The organism is Prosthecobacter sp., assembly GCF_044373815.1.
Lineage (GTDB): Bacteria > Verrucomicrobiota > Verrucomicrobiia > Verrucomicrobiales > Verrucomicrobiaceae > Prosthecobacter.
Window position 1 is genome coordinate 1 of sequence record NZ_JBIPNG010000080.1, and the last position, 18,060, is coordinate 18,060.

The 18,060-nt window shown below is 58.9% G+C and carries 14 protein-coding genes; 5 read left to right on the forward strand and 9 right to left on the reverse strand.

Annotation, left to right across the window (positions count from 1 at the left end; translation table 11 throughout):
- On the reverse strand, positions 1-368 hold a 368-nt coding region (locus ACIREA_RS09295), incomplete at its 3' end, for an alkaline phosphatase family protein (RefSeq protein ID WP_397381987.1).
- A 139-nt stretch (positions 369-507) separates the two neighbouring features.
- On the opposite strand from ACIREA_RS09295, the gene ACIREA_RS09300 reads away from it, so the two are divergent.
- A complete protein-coding gene (locus ACIREA_RS09300) occupies positions 508-1,260 on the forward strand; it encodes an ABC transporter ATP-binding protein (protein ID WP_397381988.1) in 753 nt (250 codons plus the stop codon).
- Between the two features lies 1 nt (position 1,261).
- On the opposite strand, the gene ACIREA_RS09305 is transcribed toward ACIREA_RS09300, so the two are convergent.
- Together ACIREA_RS09305 and ACIREA_RS09310 are read right to left on the reverse strand one after the other, a co-directional pair.
- Positions 1,262-1,591 carry a VF530 family DNA-binding protein gene (locus ACIREA_RS09305; protein ID WP_397381989.1) on the reverse strand — a complete coding sequence of 110 codons (330 nt, stop codon included), beginning with the start codon at positions 1,589-1,591 and terminating at the stop codon, positions 1,262-1,264.
- Positions 1,592-1,611: 20 nt separating this feature from the next.
- The gene (locus ACIREA_RS09310; protein WP_397381990.1) at positions 1,612-2,355 is read right to left on the reverse strand and encodes a lysozyme inhibitor LprI family protein; all 744 of its coding nucleotides are present in this window, start codon (positions 2,353-2,355) and stop codon (positions 1,612-1,614) included.
- Between the two features lie 164 nt (positions 2,356-2,519).
- Between ACIREA_RS09310 and ACIREA_RS09315 the strand changes: the two genes are divergently transcribed.
- Positions 2,520-3,395: a hypothetical protein gene (locus ACIREA_RS09315; protein WP_397381991.1), complete on the forward strand. Its 876-nt coding sequence runs from the start codon at positions 2,520-2,522 to the stop codon at positions 3,393-3,395.
- Here ACIREA_RS09315 and ACIREA_RS09320 read toward each other — a convergent pair.
- Complete coding sequence (locus tag ACIREA_RS09320) at positions 3,376-4,335, reverse strand: hypothetical protein (RefSeq protein ID WP_397381992.1); 960 nt, start codon at positions 4,333-4,335, stop codon at positions 3,376-3,378. The genes ACIREA_RS09315 and ACIREA_RS09320 overlap by 20 nt on opposite strands.
- 63 nt (positions 4,336-4,398) lie before the next feature.
- Here ACIREA_RS09320 and ACIREA_RS09325 point away from each other — a divergent pair, with 63 nt between their 5' ends.
- From ACIREA_RS09325 to ACIREA_RS09335, 3 genes are all read left to right on the forward strand, one after another.
- Entirely contained in the window at positions 4,399-8,385 is a 3,987-nt protein-coding gene (locus tag ACIREA_RS09325) for a PQQ-binding-like beta-propeller repeat protein (protein WP_397381993.1), read from the forward strand.
- Positions 8,386-8,399: 14 nt separating this feature from the next.
- Positions 8,400-9,704, forward strand: a complete 1,305-nt coding sequence (locus ACIREA_RS09330) for a M20 family metallopeptidase (RefSeq protein ID WP_397381994.1) — start codon at positions 8,400-8,402, stop codon at positions 9,702-9,704.
- A 400-nt stretch (positions 9,705-10,104) separates the two neighbouring features.
- Positions 10,105-12,318 carry an autotransporter domain-containing protein gene (locus ACIREA_RS09335; protein ID WP_397381995.1) on the forward strand — a complete coding sequence of 738 codons (2,214 nt, stop codon included), beginning with the start codon at positions 10,105-10,107 and terminating at the stop codon, positions 12,316-12,318.
- 73 nt (positions 12,319-12,391) lie between these two features.
- Here the strand turns inward: ACIREA_RS09335 and polX are convergent, their stop codons facing one another.
- The 5 genes from polX to ACIREA_RS09360 all read right to left on the reverse strand — a co-directional run bounded on the left by polX (position 12,392) and on the right by ACIREA_RS09360 (position 17,887).
- Complete coding sequence (gene polX / locus ACIREA_RS09340; protein ID WP_397381996.1) at positions 12,392-14,134, reverse strand: DNA polymerase/3'-5' exonuclease PolX; 1,743 nt, start codon at positions 14,132-14,134, stop codon at positions 12,392-12,394.
- A gap of 49 nt (positions 14,135-14,183) precedes the next feature.
- Positions 14,184-15,203, reverse strand: coding sequence for a UDP-3-O-(3-hydroxymyristoyl)glucosamine N-acyltransferase (gene lpxD / locus ACIREA_RS09345; protein WP_397381997.1), 1,020 nt, complete (start codon positions 15,201-15,203; stop codon positions 14,184-14,186).
- Between the two features lie 25 nt (positions 15,204-15,228).
- Entirely contained in the window at positions 15,229-16,257 is a 1,029-nt protein-coding gene (locus ACIREA_RS09350) for a fatty acid desaturase family protein (RefSeq protein WP_397381998.1), read from the reverse strand.
- Between the two features lie 86 nt (positions 16,258-16,343).
- Positions 16,344-17,120, reverse strand: a complete 777-nt coding sequence (locus tag ACIREA_RS09355; protein WP_397381999.1) for a YdcF family protein — start codon at positions 17,118-17,120, stop codon at positions 16,344-16,346.
- Positions 17,117-17,887 (reverse strand): ABC transporter permease, encoded by a 771-nt coding sequence (locus ACIREA_RS09360; RefSeq protein WP_397382000.1) that lies wholly within the window; start codon positions 17,885-17,887, stop codon positions 17,117-17,119. Before ACIREA_RS09360 ends, ACIREA_RS09355 begins: the two co-directional genes overlap by 4 nt.
- Positions 17,888-18,060 lie beyond the last annotated feature (173 nt).

Consider the following 18,060-nt stretch of genomic DNA (forward strand, 5'->3'; position numbering starts at 1 on the left):
TGAGTGCCCACACCCGTCACGCTGGAATCCTCCACGCAGTACATCATTGCGCCGCTGCGCTTGTCAAACCAGTCATTGCCGATGACCCCGTGCATCATCGGCGAGCTGCCGCTGAAGAAACTCGCATGTCCCGGTGCGGTGACGGTAGGATAATAATTGTACTGGGCGAAGGTCATGAAGGCACCCTTGTCCGTGAGCTCGCGGAACCCACCTTCGACAAACTGATGGTGAAAGCGGTCCAGGTAGTCGTAGCGCAGCTGATCCACCAGAATCGCGACAACAAGCTTTGGGGCCTTGGGCGGCGCAGCCTGGGCTCCAGCGGAGCAAGCGGCGAGGGCGAGGAGAGAGATCAGGGTGCGATACTTCATAGGTGGTATGGGAGCGCAGTAAACAACTGGAAAGCAGCGAAAGTTTCAAGCCCTTCAGCTCATCATTGGCCTTGGATGCACTCCTGACTTGAACTGAAAGGCAACCGCAGGCATCAAGACTGCGTAGAATCCCCACGTAATGACCTCCCCTGAAACCACCCAGCTCGCAGCACATGTGAAGGGCATTTCCAAAAGCTTTGGCGATGGAGGCTCCCGGCTGCAGGTGCTGAAGGAGATTGATCTGGAAGTGCGCCGTGGAGACATCACCATGCTGGTGGGGCCGTCGGGCTGCGGCAAGACAACGCTCATCAGCATCATCGCCGGCACCCTGAAGGCGGATGCAGGGGAGCTGACCGTGTTTGGCCATGATCTGCGCAAGATGTCCACGGCGGCGATCACGCGTTTTCGCTCGCGGCACATCGGTTTCATTTTCCAGTCCTTCAATCTTATCCCGACGCTGACCTGCGCGGAAAACGTGAGCGTGCCGCTGCTGATTCAAGGTGTGGGAGCATCCAAGGCGGAAAAGCGGGCGAAGGAAGTCTTGGATCAGGTGGGTCTGGGAGACCGCTGCAAAAACCGCCCCTCACAGCTTTCCGGCGGGCAGCAGCAGCGCGTGGCCATCGCCCGTGCGCTGGTGCATGAGCCCCAGCTCATCATCTGCGACGAACCCACCGCCGCACTGGACGCAAAGAACGGCCACGTAGTCATGGAACTCTTCGAACACGTGGCGCGCGGCAAAGATCGCGCGGTGCTGATCGTGACACACGACAACCGCATCTTTCACCACGCCAACCGCATCGCCAACATGGACGACGGCCGCGTGGTGGAAATCCATGACGTGGATGCCAGCCATCCGCCGCCAGAGCACTTGAAGCAGGTGGAGCGGCTGTGATTCAATGTGGGGCTTCCTCGGGGGGGCAGGAGTCCGCTGCGGCTTGGAGGTCTGGAGGAGCGGCATCACCTTGGGAGGCTGGCGGGGCATCTCCTTCTGTTTGCGGCTGCATATCCGGCAGTGAATCGATATAAAGAGCTTCAACCTTCTCACGCGCCCACGGTGTGCGGCGGAGGAAGACGAGGCTGGACTTGATGCTGGGCTGCCAGTTGAAACAGTTGATCGGGATCATCCGGCCGAGCATCTCCCAGCCGTAGTGTTCGACGAGCTGCGTGACGATCATTTGAAGGGTGATGCCATGGAGCGGATTTTTGGGGCCGGCGGCGTGCATGATGAGTTCGTGGTTTGAGTTTATTCTTCCGGCAGGTCGCCTGATTTCGCGGCTTTGACAATCTTCGCCTGCGCCTTGGCGTCCAGTGCTTTCACTTTGACATAGCTGCCATCAAAATAAGCGCGTGCACCATGATAGTAGCCGGTATTCGCACCAATGATTTCGAGCTTCTTGTCACGGAGGATGAAGCTGAGATTGGTCTCATCGGTCTTTTCTTTGTCCCGGCCCTTGTCGCTGAACCAGCCGATGCTTGGATTCCATGCCGCAATGCCTGCAAGCCCGCCCACATGCGAGGTGGGGCCACGCACGCATTGGATGATGAAATGCAGATGCCCCTCGCGCTCCACGACCTCAATGCTGCCGCCGTAGCTGTCGGTCCATTCGCCGGTCAGTGTTTCGTCTTTCCACTCGTGAATCAAACCTTTGAGCCACTCCGTGCGCATGTCTTCGAGACCCGCGGCGGCCTCCAGATATTCCGGCGAATCCAACGCCAGCTCTCCCTGAGCATCTGCACCGGTATACATGGGCGAGCGCGCAAGGTAATCGCGGTATTCCACCCAGGCGCGCTGGTCTTCCTTGAGCTTGTTAAACTCCTCTTCCGGCAGCGCCTGCTTGGCCGCAGACCAAGCTGCGTTCAGGGCCCGATCGGCTTTGTCGAACACCGCTTTCGCCGCCTTGGCATCCAAAGGTTTGTCCTGCGCGCTGGCCGTACTGAGGCAGACCGTCAGCATCAGAAGTGTGAAGAATGAAATCGCGTTTCGCATGTGGCATCAGATTAGCTCCGGGCACCGTCATGTCCATGGTTTGCCGCCTGTTATTTCGTTCTCCTGATCATCAAGTCTTGGCAGGTTTTGAATGCATGTTCACGCCTTGCCAAACAATGTTTTACCTCTAGCCTCCGCCCTCTCCGCTCCCCCACGTCATCTACATGAATCTCTACGAACAATTCGTCCAATGGGCCGGCAGTTTGAATGCACAGCAGGTGGCTGACTGGCTGCGCCATCTGGAATGGAACCGCGTGCTGCCGGAGATCACGGGCAAGTTCATCGGTTTCCTGCTCGGGTTTGGTGCCAGCTGGTTCCTGCTCTTCCGCCGCCATTTGAAATCTCTCGACCGCCTGCGCCGTGGAGATTCGGACGACGTGCTGTTTCAGGCCCACTTTCTCGCACCCGTTCCAGGCTCGGACAAATACGTCCTCCTCTTTCGCAATCTGATGCCGAGCACCACGGTGAACGATCTCTACGACAATCCTGCCGCGCGGAAAATCGTGCGCGAACTGGCCGACATCACCACCCTCCGCAAGCCGGTGCTGCGCACGGAAGGCGTGCTGGGCTTTGAATTGCTCAACGATGCCTTCAACCACATCGCCGGGCATCTGGCCATCACACCGTTTCCTCGTGAAACATGGCTCTTCGCCATGACCTGCGAAGACCGCCAGGTGGTGCGGCGCAAATGCGTGCGCTGCTTCCTCGTGCGCCCCGCCGAGCTCGAACGCTTTGCCAACTGGCGCTGGTGCCGTGACAACGTGGTCTGCGAGCAGCCTTGGCACTGGTACCGCATTGTCGCACTTCACCAACTCGCCACCGTGTGGCAGGAAGAGGAGAAGGCCGCACAAAACCCCTCACCCAAACCACAGGGCATGCCGCTGGTGGACAAGCACGCCACTCACCGCCGCATCCGCGCGCTCTCCGCAGGCATCTTCGCCAACGAAAAACCCGTGGGCACGCCGGCAGAGATCGACTGGCCTGCGCAGGAGTGGGAGCTCAAAAAGCTGGGCCTCGATCTCAACGCGACGAACCCTTGAGCCACCCGAGCACAAGGATCAGCGCGAACAGCCCAAGCCCCATGCCCCAATACAACCGCGAGCGGTCAGGCTCAGCCGGGGGTGCAGACGGTTGCCCCTCAATCTTCACCGTCTGCGGCAGCAGATCGGCGATCTGGCTTAACTCCGGCAGTTGTTGCCCGGGCTGCGCCTGCGCCTTCACCATCTGCTTCCAGTCCACCGCCATCACGAGATCCACGCCGGGATTTTGCTCCTTCACCTGGCAGGAGCAGGAGCCAATGAGAAACTGCGCCGCACGATCCACCGTTTCCACCTTGATGCCTTTGCCAACCAGCGCATACAGCACCCGGCCCTGGCCAAAAATCGGAAACGCGATCGGCTCATGGAGGCTGCGCAGGTCCGGCTCGCTCGCCAGCAGCATCGCAATAAAGGCGCTCTCGACAGCATCATCACGTTTCAGCCTCAACGTCGAAAAGGCGAGCCGCAGTCCATCACCCGGAATCGAGACCAGCCCGTTTTTGACGTCCTGCTGGTCCAGCTTCGGCAGCTCCATCACGCTGCTCAGGTATTCGAGGCGTTCGTCGAGAAATTTTTCAGCCGCCGCATCTTTCGTCTTGTCGCCGCACTCCAGCAGCACCCACACGGCGCTTTCTCCATTCGCGAGCCTCTCCGCGATCTGCTGTCGTGCCGGTGAATCGACCAGCAGTTTGGCATTCGCCTCGGTAGAATCGGCCGACCAGATCACCTCATCATTCCGCATCGTGAGTGGCTGCCGCAGTTCAATGCGCTGCGCAGCGCCGACCGTGATTTTGAAGTTGCCCTCCAGCTTCACTCCATGCGGCACACTGACCCGATAGGGATCTGCAGCCCAATGCTCCAGTGCATAACGAAACACCGGGACGGAACACGCAAACGCAGTGGTCGCGCATAAAAAGAGGATGAGGACAAGACGACGCAGCATGGGCATCGCACAATACGCGGGACTTTGGATGAATTCGCATCCCGTGCGCGTTTTAATTCGATCATGCGCCCGCTCCTGTTCCTCCTAGCCCTTTCCACCGCCAGCGCCGACTGGCCGACCTACCTGCACGATGCCTCACGCGTCGGCGCAACCACGGAGGACATCAGGCTCCCGCTGCAGTCCGCATGGACCTTTGAATCCGCCTCCGCACCGCAGATGGCCTGGGCCGGTGAGGATGGCAGAGTCTTTGAAAGTCACGTGACACTGAACCGCATCCGCTTTGACGAGGTGTTTCAGGTCGCCATCAGCGCGGGAAAGATCTTTTTTGGCTCATCCGTGGATGGTCGCGTAATCTGCCGCGATCTCGCGACTGGCAAGGACCTGTGGTCGTTCTGCACCAATGGCCCCGTGCGTCTGGCACCAGCCATCGCTGCTGGAAAAGTCTATGTGGGTTCCGACGACGGCTACGCCTACTGCCTCGATGCCAAGACCGGCATCCTCGTGTGGAAGCTCCGCGCCGGACCGCACGACGAACGCATCCTCGCCCGTGGCCGCATGATCTCACGCTGGCCGGTGCGCACGGGGTTACTGGTCGATGACGGCATCGCTTATTTCGGTGCCGGCGTCTTTCCGCATGAGAAGGTCTTCATCTACGCCGTTGAGGCGGCCACCGGGAAGATCATCTGGAAAAACGATGCGATCAGCGAGAAGGACGCAGGCCGCAACGACCTCTCTCCCCAGGGCTACCTGCTGGCGACGAAGGACATTCTTTTTGTCCCGTCCGGCAGATCGCTCGCGGTGTCGATTGATCGCAAAACAGGCGAACTCATCGCCAAACCCGAACCCGGCTGGCGTGGCGATGCTGGCGGTCCCATCGGCGGCACGCAGGCATTCCTGGCCGACGATCAAATCTACGCCGTGGGCGAGCATCACATCCTCGCCTTGGATCAGGAGAAGCAGAAATCCGGCTATGCCTGGTTTGCAGGCACGCAGATGACCCTGGCCGGCGACATGGGCTACATGGCGAATGGCACCAAAATCATCGCTGTGGACCGCACCAAGCACGCTGAAGGCACACGCATCCGCCACGGCCATGAAGTCGCCATCTCCAAGCTCAGCGCCGATTTGAAAAAACACCCCGCAGTCGCCGCTGCGAAAAAGTTCCAGGCAGCCGAAGCCACTGCGCGCAAGGTGAAGGACGATCCCAAGGCCTTTGCAACCGCCCAGGCGGATCTCGCCGCCATCGCCGAAAAATACGAACCCCTCCGCATCGCCTACAAGGCGAAGCAGGACGAGATCGCGAAGCACAAGGCCGACCTTGCAGCCTCCACGGATGCCGGCGTCAAATGGTCTCTCGATACACCACACCAGTCCGCACTGATCATCGCGGGCAAAACCGTCATCGCAGGCGGCAAGGGCGAAGTCATCGCCATTGACGCCGAAACCGGCAAGCAGGCATGGAAAGCAGCCGTGGATGGCGAGGCGCGTGGTCTGGCCGTGTCAGACGGTCATCTCGTCGTCAGCACCACCACGGGCCGCGTGTATGTCTTTGGTGCCAAAGCAGCAGACATGATCGCTGAGAAGAAGCCAAACGATTTCCCTTCGGACAAAGCGCATGCGGAAGCAGCAGAAGCCATCTTGAAGCAAACCGGCATCACCAAAGGCTTCTGCATCGTGCTAGGCAACGATCAAGGAAAGCTCGCCTATGAACTCGCCAAACGCAGCGAACTCGTCATTTTCGGTGTCGATGCCGATGAGAAAAAAGTCGCCACCGCGCGTCGGGAACTCCTCGCCACCGGCCTCTACGGCACACGCATCACGGTGGATCACCTCGATCTCGCGGTGATGCCGTATTCAAGCTACTGTGCGAATTTGATCGTGAGCGACAGCTCAGAGCCGCTGGGTGTACCTGCAGATGTCGCACGGCACTTGAAGCCCATTGGCGGCAAGTTCTGCTTCAAGGCGACACCCCAAACCGCAACCTGGCTCGCCGCGACAAAACTGACGGATGAGAAAGCTACCGTTGCGAGCAACGAAGGCTGGAGCGTGCTCACGCGTTCTTCCCTGCCTGGCGCGAGTTCCTGGTCTCACCAGTATGGCAATGCAGCGAACACTTCGAGCACCGACGACCACCGCATCAAAGGCGGTCTGAGCGTGCTCTGGTATGGCGATCCGGGCCCCGGCAAAGTGGTCAATCGTCACGACGGTGCCGTGGGGCCGCTCTCGGTGAACGGCCGCCTGTTTGTGCAGGGAGAAGACAGCGTGATGGCCTACGACGCCTACAACGGCCGGCTCCTCTGGGAGACCAAGAACCCGGGTGCCATGCGCATCGGCGTCTACAATGCCCGTGAACCCGGCAACATGGCCGCAAGCGACGACTACCTCTTCATGCTCATGGAGGACGAGTGCATCCAGTTTGATGCGGCCACGGGCAAGATCGTTCGCACCCTGAAAATCCCCGGCGCAGGCACCAAAAAAGATCTGCAGTGGGGCTACATCGCCTATCAGGATGGCCTGCTCTATGGCACCGAAACCGAGCGCGTCGAAAAGGCGGCGGAAGTGGCACGCCGTGGCAAGAGCGGCTCGATTTCGACCGATCGCATCTTTGCCTTCGATGTGAAAACCGGCACGCTCAAATGGACTCATCAGGGCAAGCACATCTCCCACGTCAGCATCGCCATCGGTGATGGTCGCCTGTTCTTCATCGACGCCTCTCTCACCCCCGAGCAGCGCGCCCTCATGCTGGCAGAGGACAAGACCGCCCTTGCCAAACTCACCGGCAAAGAGCGCGAACTGGCCGAGGACCGCGTGAAAAACAACGACCTGCGCATGGCGGTGGCTCTCGATGCCACCACCGGCGTCCAGCAATGGGCCAAACCCGTCGATGTGACGGATTGCAGTGAAATCGGCATCGGCGGCGGTGCCCTGACCCTCATGTATCACAACGGCCACCTCGTACTCGGTGGTGCCAACGCCAACGGCCACTACTGGGAGCAGTTCTTGAGCGGTGAATTCAAACGCCGTCGCCTTGTCGTGCTGGATTCAAACAAAGGCGACAAAGTCTGGGCCAAGGACGCGAACTACCGCCACCGCCCGGTAGTGATCGACAACGAAATCATCGCCGAACCGTGGAGCTACGATCTTTACACGGGAGCGCAGAAAACGCGCAAGCATCCCATAACCGGCGAAGAGTCCGCATGGATGTTTGCCCGCCCCGGCCACCACTGCGGCGCGATTTCAGCGACACCCAACATGATGTTCTTCCGCTCCAAGTTCACCGCGTTCTATGATCGCGACAGTGACAGCGGCACCGAGCATTTTGCCGGCCATCGTCTCGGCTGCTGGATCAACACCATCCCCGCCAACGGTCTCGTCATGATCCCCGAGGCCAGCGCGGGCTGCGTCTGCCTATTCTCCATCGCCAGCACCGTGGTGTTTGAACCACGCGAAGACCGCATGAACTGGGGCGTCTACAGCGCCGATGGCCCCTCCCTGCCTGTGCAGCACATGGCACTGAATCTGGGAGCACCGGGAGATCGCCGCGATGCACACGGCAAGCTCTGGCTCGGCTACCCACGCCCCAGCAGCCGTGCAGGCATCGATCTGCCGCTGGATTTCAAACCGCAATACAGCAGCAAAACAGGCGGCGCTTATGCCTTCAACTCCGAAAGCAATCCCATCGCCGGCCACGACACCCCCTGGATCTTCGCCAGCGGTCTGCGCGAACTGACGAAGCTCGACATTCCGCTTCTCGCCAAAGGCCAGCCGCCCGCGACCTACACCGTGAAGCTCATGTTTGCACCGCTGCCAGACGATCAGCCCGGACAGCGTGTCTTCGACGTAAAGCTCGGCGACAAGATCGTGCTCAAAGCCTTTGACCCCGCCACCCGCAAGGGAGCCATCGTGGAGCAGTTTGAAAACATTCAGGTGACCGCCAACCTCGTGCTGGAGCTGATTCCCACATCTCCCACCAGTGCGCCCATTCTCAATGGCATCGAAATCCTGCGCACCAACGCCAAGGAAATCACAGCAGGAGTGGCGCAGAGGTAAGCATTCATTCCCCCATGAAGCACTTCATCCTTCCTCTCCTCCTCAGCGCGTCCTCCTTCGCCGCTGACACCCGCGACGCCATCTTCCAAAAGAGCATCGCGGAGATGTTTCCGAAACTCGTGGAAATCCGGCGGGACATCCACATGCACCCGGAATTGTCGAACGAGGAGGCACGCACCTCAAAGCTGGTGGCGGATCGCCTGAAGGAACTCGGCTTCACCGACATCAAAACGGGCGTGGCGAAACATGGCATCGTGGCGCTGCTGAAAGGCGGGCAGGATGGCCCATGCGTGGCCGTACGTGCGGACATGGATGCGCTGCCCATCAAGGAACTGCGCAGTGTGCCCTACCGCTCGCAAAATCCCGGCGTCATGCATGCCTGCGGTCATGATGTGCACGTGACGTGCGCGCTGGGCGTGGCTGAACTGCTGGCGAAGCATCGCGACCTCGTCAAAGGCAGCGTGAAGTTTCTGTTTCAGCCCGCTGAAGAAGCCATGCCCGCCACCTTCAAAGGCGACTGGGGCGCAAAGCTCATGGTGGCTGAAGGCGCGATGGAAAACCCAAAGCCTGCGGCGGTTTTCGGCCTGCACACCACGGCCTTGGTGCAGCCGGCGGGTATCATGGATGATGCCGTGCATTATCTGAAGGCCGGACAAATCGGCTATACACCCGGGATCGACAATGCGAACAGCGACCGCTTCCACATCACCATCCATGGCAAGATGGCGCACGGTTCCGCGCCGCACAAAGGCGTGGATGCCATCGCCGTGGCCGCAGAGGCCATCATGGCGCTGCAAATGATCAAAAGCCGCCAGACCAACACCCGCCAGCCGCTCGTCATCAGCATCGGCACCATCAGCGGTGGCGACCGTGAAAACATCGTCGCGGAGAAAGTCGAACTCGGCGGCACCGTGCGCACCTACGATGCCGCATTTCGTGACGGCATCATCGAGCAGATGGAGCGCATCCTCAAAGGCATCACTTCAGCCCACGGCGCCACCTATGAGATGGAGTACCGCAAAACCTACCCAAGCATCCTCAACGACCGCAAGCTCATAGATGCCACGCTGCCAGCCTTCAAACGAATCGTCGGTGAGCAGAACGTCATTGAACTCATCCCCGGCATGGGCGGTGAAGACTTCAGCTACTTCGCGCAGGTCGTGCCCGGATTCTACTTCCGCCTCGGCGTCGGCAACGAGGAGAAAGGCATGACCTACGGCGGCCACACGCCCATGTACGACTGCGATGAGGAGAGCCTCAAAACCGGCGTGGCCGTGATGGCCGCAGCGGTGTGTGATTTTCTGGATTCTGCCAAATGACGCAGGCCGGAGTGGGATCATCTTGATCCCTTCTGCCACTTTTTGAGCGGAAAGCGTCGGTCAAAGCCTCGCCGTCAAGAAGTCAAAAGGTCAGGAACTGCCCCCAGGCCCGGACTGTTCTATGTGAATGTTTGGGTGGCCCGGCTCTTCGTTCGCAGTTTCGGGGGTTCGCTTCGCAGCAGCCTTTTCTGAAACTGCACACGGGATGGTTTCCCCATCCCAGCTTTTCACGCTTGCGACAGCGGACGTTACTTATGCCTATTTCTTAACATGGTTACGCGTAAGACATGGTAGGGTTTTACCCCATATCATAATCACTATCTCCAACCTAATTGGCCGCTGAACGTGCGGAAATAAATCCAGACGTTCAAGCAACCAAACAAACAACAAATAGGTAATCATGAACATACCCAAATCGAAGAAAAACAAATTGCGAAACAAGGGCTCCAGCAAAGGCCTGCTTGCCGTGTCCTTGCTGACCCTCAGCACTCTTTGCCAGGGGGTAAAAGCCGGCCAAATCTGGGATGGTGGCGCCACGCCGATCAACTTGTGGTCAAATAACGTCAACTGGGACTTAGACACGGCGCCAAATTATGCCCTGGGACTGCAGTTTGCGGGGATCGTGAACTTGACCCCGAATAATGACAACGCTGCTGCGGTTGGTGGCACTGGCATCACCTTCAATCCGGGTGCGGGCGCTTTCAATCTCACTGGAAATGCGATCACTCTCACTGGAGGTATCACCAACAATTCCGCCAGCGTGCAAACGATTAGCTTTGGTGGTCTGGGCATCACCCTGGGTGCAGGACAGACTTGGAACTCAGGCGTTGTCGTGGGAGGTGGCCTGAATGTGACCTCTCTCGTCGATCTGGCAAGCCAGGCACTGGTGGTCGATGGTACTAACAATACGACCATCTCGGGAGCGATCTCGGACAGCGGTGTCGGCGGCTCACTTGCCAAAAATGGCACGGGCACGCTCACAACGTCGAGTCTCCTCAACACCTACGCGGGCACTACATCCGTCAACGCGGGTACTCTCAACGTGCTTGGAGCCCACATCGGTGGTGGAAACTACACCATTGCCCCGGGCGCTACGCTTGCCGGCACTGGAGTCATCACAGAGGCTTTGAATGCTTCAATCACCAACAATGGGGCGATTGTGGTTGGCGATGCCACTCTGCTAATTCCTGTCGCATCCACGCTCACGATCTCCACCTCAGGTTTAGGCGCGATCAACATGGGCCTCGGCAGCACTTTGGCCGTCGATCTCTTCACTGGGGCTGGTCTTGGTAACAACACCCTCGTTCTGGGTTCTTCTGACACGTTCATCCTGGGCGGCAATCTGAATTCTATTGCTGGCGGCACCTTGGTCATTGGCAACCCAACGGCCCTGACGGGCTTCACGGGTGGAGACAGCTGGCAGGTGGTGACTCTCCTTCCAGGTGCCACCATTACGGGCAATCTGGGCCTCACCGGCAATCTCAACACCACCGCTCTGAATCTCACGGCGACTCAGGTGGGTAATTTCAACCAGACTTCCGGTGTTTTTACGGTCATCGACACCATCACCGGTCTCCAAATGGGCAACGCCATGGGGCAGGCCGTGCTCGCAAGTGCTCAGAGTGTCCTCACAGATGTGAATGGCCGCCTGTTCTTCCTCCGCGCGGGTCAGGGTGATCTCTCCGAGGACAACGAATACAACGGCGGCGTGGTTGAAGGTCAGGGCGACGGTCCTGGTAAGAACCCGGCCCCGAGTCCAGTCGCACAGCGCCGTACTCGCACCAACCAATGGGAGGTTTTCGCTTCCGTGAATTACAACAATGCCAAGCTCGGTGCTCTCGGCAATCAGGCGGGAGTCCAGTCTGACAGTTGGAGCCCAGGAGTCGGCGCTGAGCTTCATGTCACCCCAAACGTGGCCATTGGTTTCGCCCTCAACTGGCTGGATTCCAAACAGACCTTCGCCAACGGCGTCGGCAACATGGACATGAATGGGTACGCGCTGAGCGCCTACACTTCCTATGTGAAGAAGGCCTTTTGGGCTGATCTGCTTTACAACTTCGGCAGCTATGACCTCGAAACGAACCGCAACACCATCGGCTTCGGCAATGCTCGCGGTGACACAGACGCCTACACCCACTCCGTGCAGTTTAATTCAGGCTGGAACTTTCGCTTCCAGAACAACAGCCTAGTGACCGGCCCGTTCATTGGCCTCGACTACACCCATGTCTCAATCGACGGCTTTGGTGAGTCCAGCGGTGGCCTTGCTGCCCTGGCTTACAACAAACGTACCACGGAGTCCCTGATCTCCCGCATTGGCTGGTCCGTGAGCAAGTATGTCAAAACAGACTTTGCAGTCATCACTGCACAGGCCCGTCTGAGCTACGAGCGCCAGAACTTGAACAACAACAACGGCACCACCGTTGGCCTCATCAACCAACCCTTCGTTGTAAGCGGTGGTGGTCAGAGTTATGGCCAGGATTACATGGTCGCAGGAGCTGGCCTGAACTTCCAGTTCACCCCGGCCTTCGGTATGCTGCTCAACTATCAGGGGCAGTTCTTCCGTCAGTCCGTGGAGGCACATTACGTCGGCCTGCGCCTCAGCTATAAGTTCTAAGTCATTAACGTTCGCCGTTAAATCGCGGGAGGCATTGCTGAAAGGCAATGCCTCCTTTTTTGCATGATGCAATTCACCCGCGTTTCGCCCGCAGCACTTCCTCCACCTCACCCAGCGGCAGGCAGTTAATGACATCCTTGCGAGTCAGCCAGCCTTTGCGGGCGGCTTTGATGCCATAGATCACCGCCTGCAATCCGTGCGTGCTATGCGCGTCGGGGTTGATGCTGCATTTCACGCCCTTGGCCTTCGCGAGCTTCCACCAGCGCCAGTCCATGTCGAGGCGCCAGGCACTGGCATTGAGCTCAATGATCGTGCCGGTTTCCGCTGCGGCATCGATCACCGCAGCCACGTTGACATTGTAAGCAGGGCGCTGCAGCAGCAGCCGGCCGGTGAGATGCCCCAGCATGGTGACATTTGGATTCTCAATCGCGCGAATGATCCGCTTGGTCATCTCGGCCTCGGGTAAATTGAAGACGTTATGCACAGACGCGACGACGTAGTCGAGCTGGCTCATGATCTCATCACTGAAGTCGAGACTCCCGTCCTTGAGGATGTCCACCTCGCTGCCGGCAAAGATGCGAAAGCCCTCTTCGGCCATCTCTTCATTCAGCGCCTTGATCTCCTGGATCTGCGCCAGCAGACGTTTTTCATCAAGCCCATTCGCCTGGAACGAAGACTTGCTGTGATCGGCGATGCCGAGGTACTGCAGGCCGAGCTCATGAGCGGCATCCGCCATCTCGCGCAAAGTCGCGCCCCCGTCGCTAGCGGTGGTGTGGTTGTGGAAAACACCACGAAGATTTTCAAGCAAAACGAGGCGCGGTAGACCACCGTGCTCCGCCGCGTCGATCTCGCCCGTGTTCTCACGCAGTTCGGGATCAATGAAGTCGAGATCCAGCGCGCGGTAGAGCTCCGCTTCATCATGGATCGGTGGAATGACCGGCGCATCCGCATGATCCGGCACCGGAGTGAAGGCATACTCATTGAGCGACCAGCCACGCGCCAGCGCACGCTGGCGGATGGCCACATTGTGCTCCTTGCTCCCGGTGAAGTAAGCCAGTGCAAAGGGGAACTCCTTGCTCGATACGGCACGCAGATCGCATTGCACCCCGTGGGTGACATGCACACTGGCTTTCGTCGGCCCTTTGGCGATGACATCCACCACCAGCGGCATTTGCACAAAGTCCTCGATGACCAGCTCCGGCTTCCGTGTGGCCACGAGGAAATCAAGATCATGCACCGTCTCTTTGCCACGGCGGAAACTGCCGCACACCTCGGCGTGCGAAACGTTCGGGTGCTGACGCAGCGCCTCCAGAATCTCCTGCACCAGCGGCTGCACCAGATCCAGACGAAACTCCGCCGCATGCTGCTCACGGAAGGCGATGCTTTCGAGAATCTTCTCCACCGTTTTACCGCCAAACCCGGAAAGCTTTGCCGCCTCGCCGCTCTCGCAGGCGCGCTTCAAATCGGCGATGGATGAAACCCCCAGCTCCGCATGCAGCGCAGCCACCTTCTTGGGCCCGAGACCCTGCACATCGAACAACTCAAAGAGCGTGTCCGGAAATTCAGCCTTGAGCTTCTCGTAGAATTCCAGCTTCCCTGTCGTGGCCATTTCATGCAGCTTGTCACGCAGCGCTTCGCCCAGTCCCTTGATGCCCGCGAGCTGGTTTTCAGCCGCCAGCTTCATGATGTCCCCGCTGTAGCTTTCCACGATCTCCGCGCCGGTTCGGTAAGCGCGTACTTTAAAGCTGTTTTCCCCTTTCAGTTCAAGCAGCAGAGCGATGCGTTCAAAGATGGTGGCGGCGTCTTCGCGGGTCATGCCCACATCATGGCGTGAGTTGCCGTGAGGTGAAGCGCGAAAAAGGTCATTAAGCCTCTTTGCTGCCGTTCATCCGTTTTTCCAAACTCTTCAGCCGCCGCAAAGCGTCCGGCATCTTAGAAACGGCAATCCACTGGCGCTTCGCCTGCTTGTCGGATGCCGAAGGATACCCCAGCACGGTGTCACCCGCTGCAACGTCGCGCATCACACCTGATTTGGCACCGATGGTCGACTGAGCTCCCAGCTTGAGGTGCCCACCAATACCCGACTGCGAGGCGATGACGACGTAGTCAGAGAGATGAGTGCTCCCGGCAAAGCCCACCTGTCCCATGATGAGGCAATGGCGACCCATGACCACGTTGTGGGCCACATGCACGAGATTGTCGATCTTCGTTCCCTGCCCGATCACCGTGGAGCCCAGCGCACCGCGATCAATCGAGGTGTTGGAGCCAATCTCCACATCGTCATGAATGACGACGTTCCCCACCTGCAGCATTTTGCGGTGGCGGCCCTGGTCAAAAACATAGCCGTACCCGTCCGAGCCGATGGTGGTGCCCGCATGGATGTTCACGCGATTGCCGATCTGCGTCCTGGCATACAGCACCACGTTGGGGTGCAGACAGACATCCTCACCCACATGACTGTCACGGCCGATGTGGTTGCCGCCCATGAGCACCGAGTTTTTTCCCAGCTTAACACCGGCACCCACGACACAATGCGGACCGACGCTGGCACTCGCATCAATCTGCGCCGTGGAATCGACCACCGCGCTCGCATGGATGCCCGCAGCAATCCTTTCAGGCGGAAAAAACAGTGGCAGCACCTTGGCGATGGCAATTCGCGCATCCTTCACCCGGATCAGCACTTTAGTGGCAGATTCAAAACCTCGGGGCACCAGGATGGCGCTGGCCATGCCAGCTTCGGCAGCGGCCAGGTAACTGGGTTTTTCCGCAAACGTGAGATCGCCGGCCGATGCGACATCCGCAGGAGCGATGCCCGTGAGAATGACAGATCCATCTCCCACCACTTCACCACCGATCAGCTCTGCAAGATTTGATGCGGTGAACATGTGGTTATCGGTGAGCCAGCGGCTGTTACCGCGTTGATGAAGGCAGCGGCACCATCCGCTGCAGTTCTGTGTCCCAGACCTTGAGCCGCAGACAGCGCAGGATGTCGCGCGGGCTCAGGGTGGTGACCTTTGGCTTCTGCAGCTCAGGCATGGCTTTCAGCACCTCAGGCAGGCGATAGAAAGGAATGCGTGCGTTCAGATGATGAATGTGATGGTAGCCGATATTGGCGGAGAACCAGGCCATAAGCTTGCTCGTCTTCATGTAGCTGGAAGAATCCAGCGCGGCGCGCTCATAGGTCCAGCCCGCCTTGTCATAAAAGGCCACGTCCGGGAAATTGTGCTGCGCATAAAAGAGGTAGGACCCGATCGCGTACGTAATGAAATGCGGGATGACCTGCACCAGCAGCCACATCTGCCAGCCAAAGAAGTAAATCAATGCAGCAGCGATTCCTCCGTGCACCAGCAGGGCCAGCAGGCAGTCCAGATGCTGCCGTGGCTTCATCACAAACGGGCGCAGGCACATGCCGTGCAGAAACACAAAGAGGTAGCCAAAGAGAATCGTCAGCGGATGACGCATGAAGAGGTAGATCAGCCTCGCGGACTTGGACGCCTTCAGGTAGTGCTCCTTCGTCATGATCGGGAAGGACCCGATGTGCGACCCCTTGATCTTGGAGTTGTGATTGTGATGATGATTGTGAGAACTGCGCCAGATGCTGCTGGGACTGAGGGCGAGAATGCCAAAGCCACGCATCATCCATTCCGCGAGCTTGGAATTCGGCAGAATGGCGTTGTGCTGCTGGTCATGATAGATCACGAACAAACGCAGCAGCAGCAGCCCTGAAAGCACGCTGAGCGCCAGCTTCGCCGCAAGGTAGGGAATCCACAGCGTGCCGGCGATCACTGCCAGCCAGAGCGCGGTCGTAGAAAGGATGTACCACCAGCTTTTGACGGGGTCGTCCACGGTAAAAGGCTTGGTGGCCAGGATAAGCTCAGTGCCCGTCCTGTTTCTGCCGCTAAGAGTGATGGTATCGGCTAAAGCCAGGCCACTAGTCATGTGAGTTCCACATGACCATCACAATGGTTCAAAAGCAAGCCTTCTTTCCTACGTTCTGAGCAGAATGCAGGCCAAAATAAGGCGCTTCAAACCCAACCCATGATGCGATAGGCCCACCAACCAATCATTTCATGCATCCAGGTCTCAAAATGGCACAGGTTGGTGGCATTCGGGACACTCAGCCATTTCGCTCGGTGCTCACGCAACGCCTCGCTGTTATAGTTGCAGGGAACAGCCACTACAGAGGTGCCGGCAGCTTCAAAAACAGCTCTGGCGCGGGTCATGTGATAGGCGGAGGTCACCAGCGCCACCTTCTGCCAGCCATGTTTGACCGCCAAAGCAGACACTTTGACGGCCTCATCGTGTGTGTCCAGGCAGTTGCCCAGACTTTCCACCGGCACCGGTGAGAGCTGCCACTCCTCCAGCCAGAGTTTGACGGCATCCGCCTCAGACTCAATGCCGGAAGCCGTCTTCAAACTGCCTCCGCCAACGACCAGCAGTTTGCCTTTGCCCTTCTTCGCAAGCATCAAGCCGGTAAACAATCGGTCTGCCCCTCCCTTAAAATGAATGCCTGCCGGCTCGTTGTTGGAGGGCTCCATGCCGCCACCAAGGACGATGACCGCGTCGAATTGGGGCAAGGTCGCCGGATCCACGGGCGCCCACTGGGATTCCAAGGCAGCCAGCAATGAATGTGACAAGGCGGTGGCGGATGTAAGCGTCAGCAGCAGCCACGCGGCGCCCGGCAGGATCAATGCCCACCATCGGCGGCGACGGATCATGACCACCACCCATGCCGAGAGCATGAGCCAGATGAGTCCGGTTGGCTCCAGGAAATCGGCCAGGGATCTGAGGAAGGAGGTCATAAGCGGCGTTGGAGGCGGGAACTGCACACCGCGACCAGGAAGGTGCTGGCAATGAGCAGGGTGCTGAGTGCGTTGATCATGGGAAGGCTGCGGCTGGTTTTCATCATGCTCGCGACGCGCAAAGGCAGCGTGGTGGTGCCGGGGCCGGAGACAAAGAAAGTGATGACATAATCATCGATCGAAAGCGTGAAGGCCAGCAGTCCGCCGGCCAGCACACCGGGCAGCAGGAGAGGCACCAGCACTTTTTTCACGGCCTTGGCCTGCGTTGCACCCAGATCACGGGCGGCATCCATGAGGGTGAAATCGAAATCCTGCAGCCGGCCCAGCACGACCATCGTCACAAAACTCAGGCAAAAGGTGACATGCGCAATCCAGATGGTGAGCAGCCCGGTTTCGACGCCCGTGAGTACAAACAAGGCCAGCAGGGACATGCCCATGAGAATGTCCGGCATCACCAGCGGCAGCGTGATCAGCATGTGGTGCACGTTTTGCAGCCAGGAGCGGAACCGATGCAGCGCATAGGCCGCCAGTGTGCCTAGGACCATCGCCGCCAGCGAGGCGGAGACGGCGATCTTGAGCGTGATCCACAGCGATTCCCAGACATCTCCCGCCGCCCAGAGCTTCTCATACCAGTTCCAGGTGAAGCCCTCCCACTCACCGCCAAAACGCGAAGCATTGAACGAATTCACCACCAGAACGCCCAGTGGCGCGAATAAAAACAGGATCACGCCACACGTGATCAATCCAGGCAGCCAGGAGCGATTCATTCCGCCTCCTTTCTGCCAAACTGCTGCCACAGCACGATGACGACCATGGGCACCAGCACGGCAAGCATCAGCCCGCCCGCCAAGGCGCTGGCATGCGGCAGATTGCGGTCTGAAAACACACGCTGGGCGATCTTGCTACCGAGCATTTCATCCGAGGTGCCACCCACCATCTG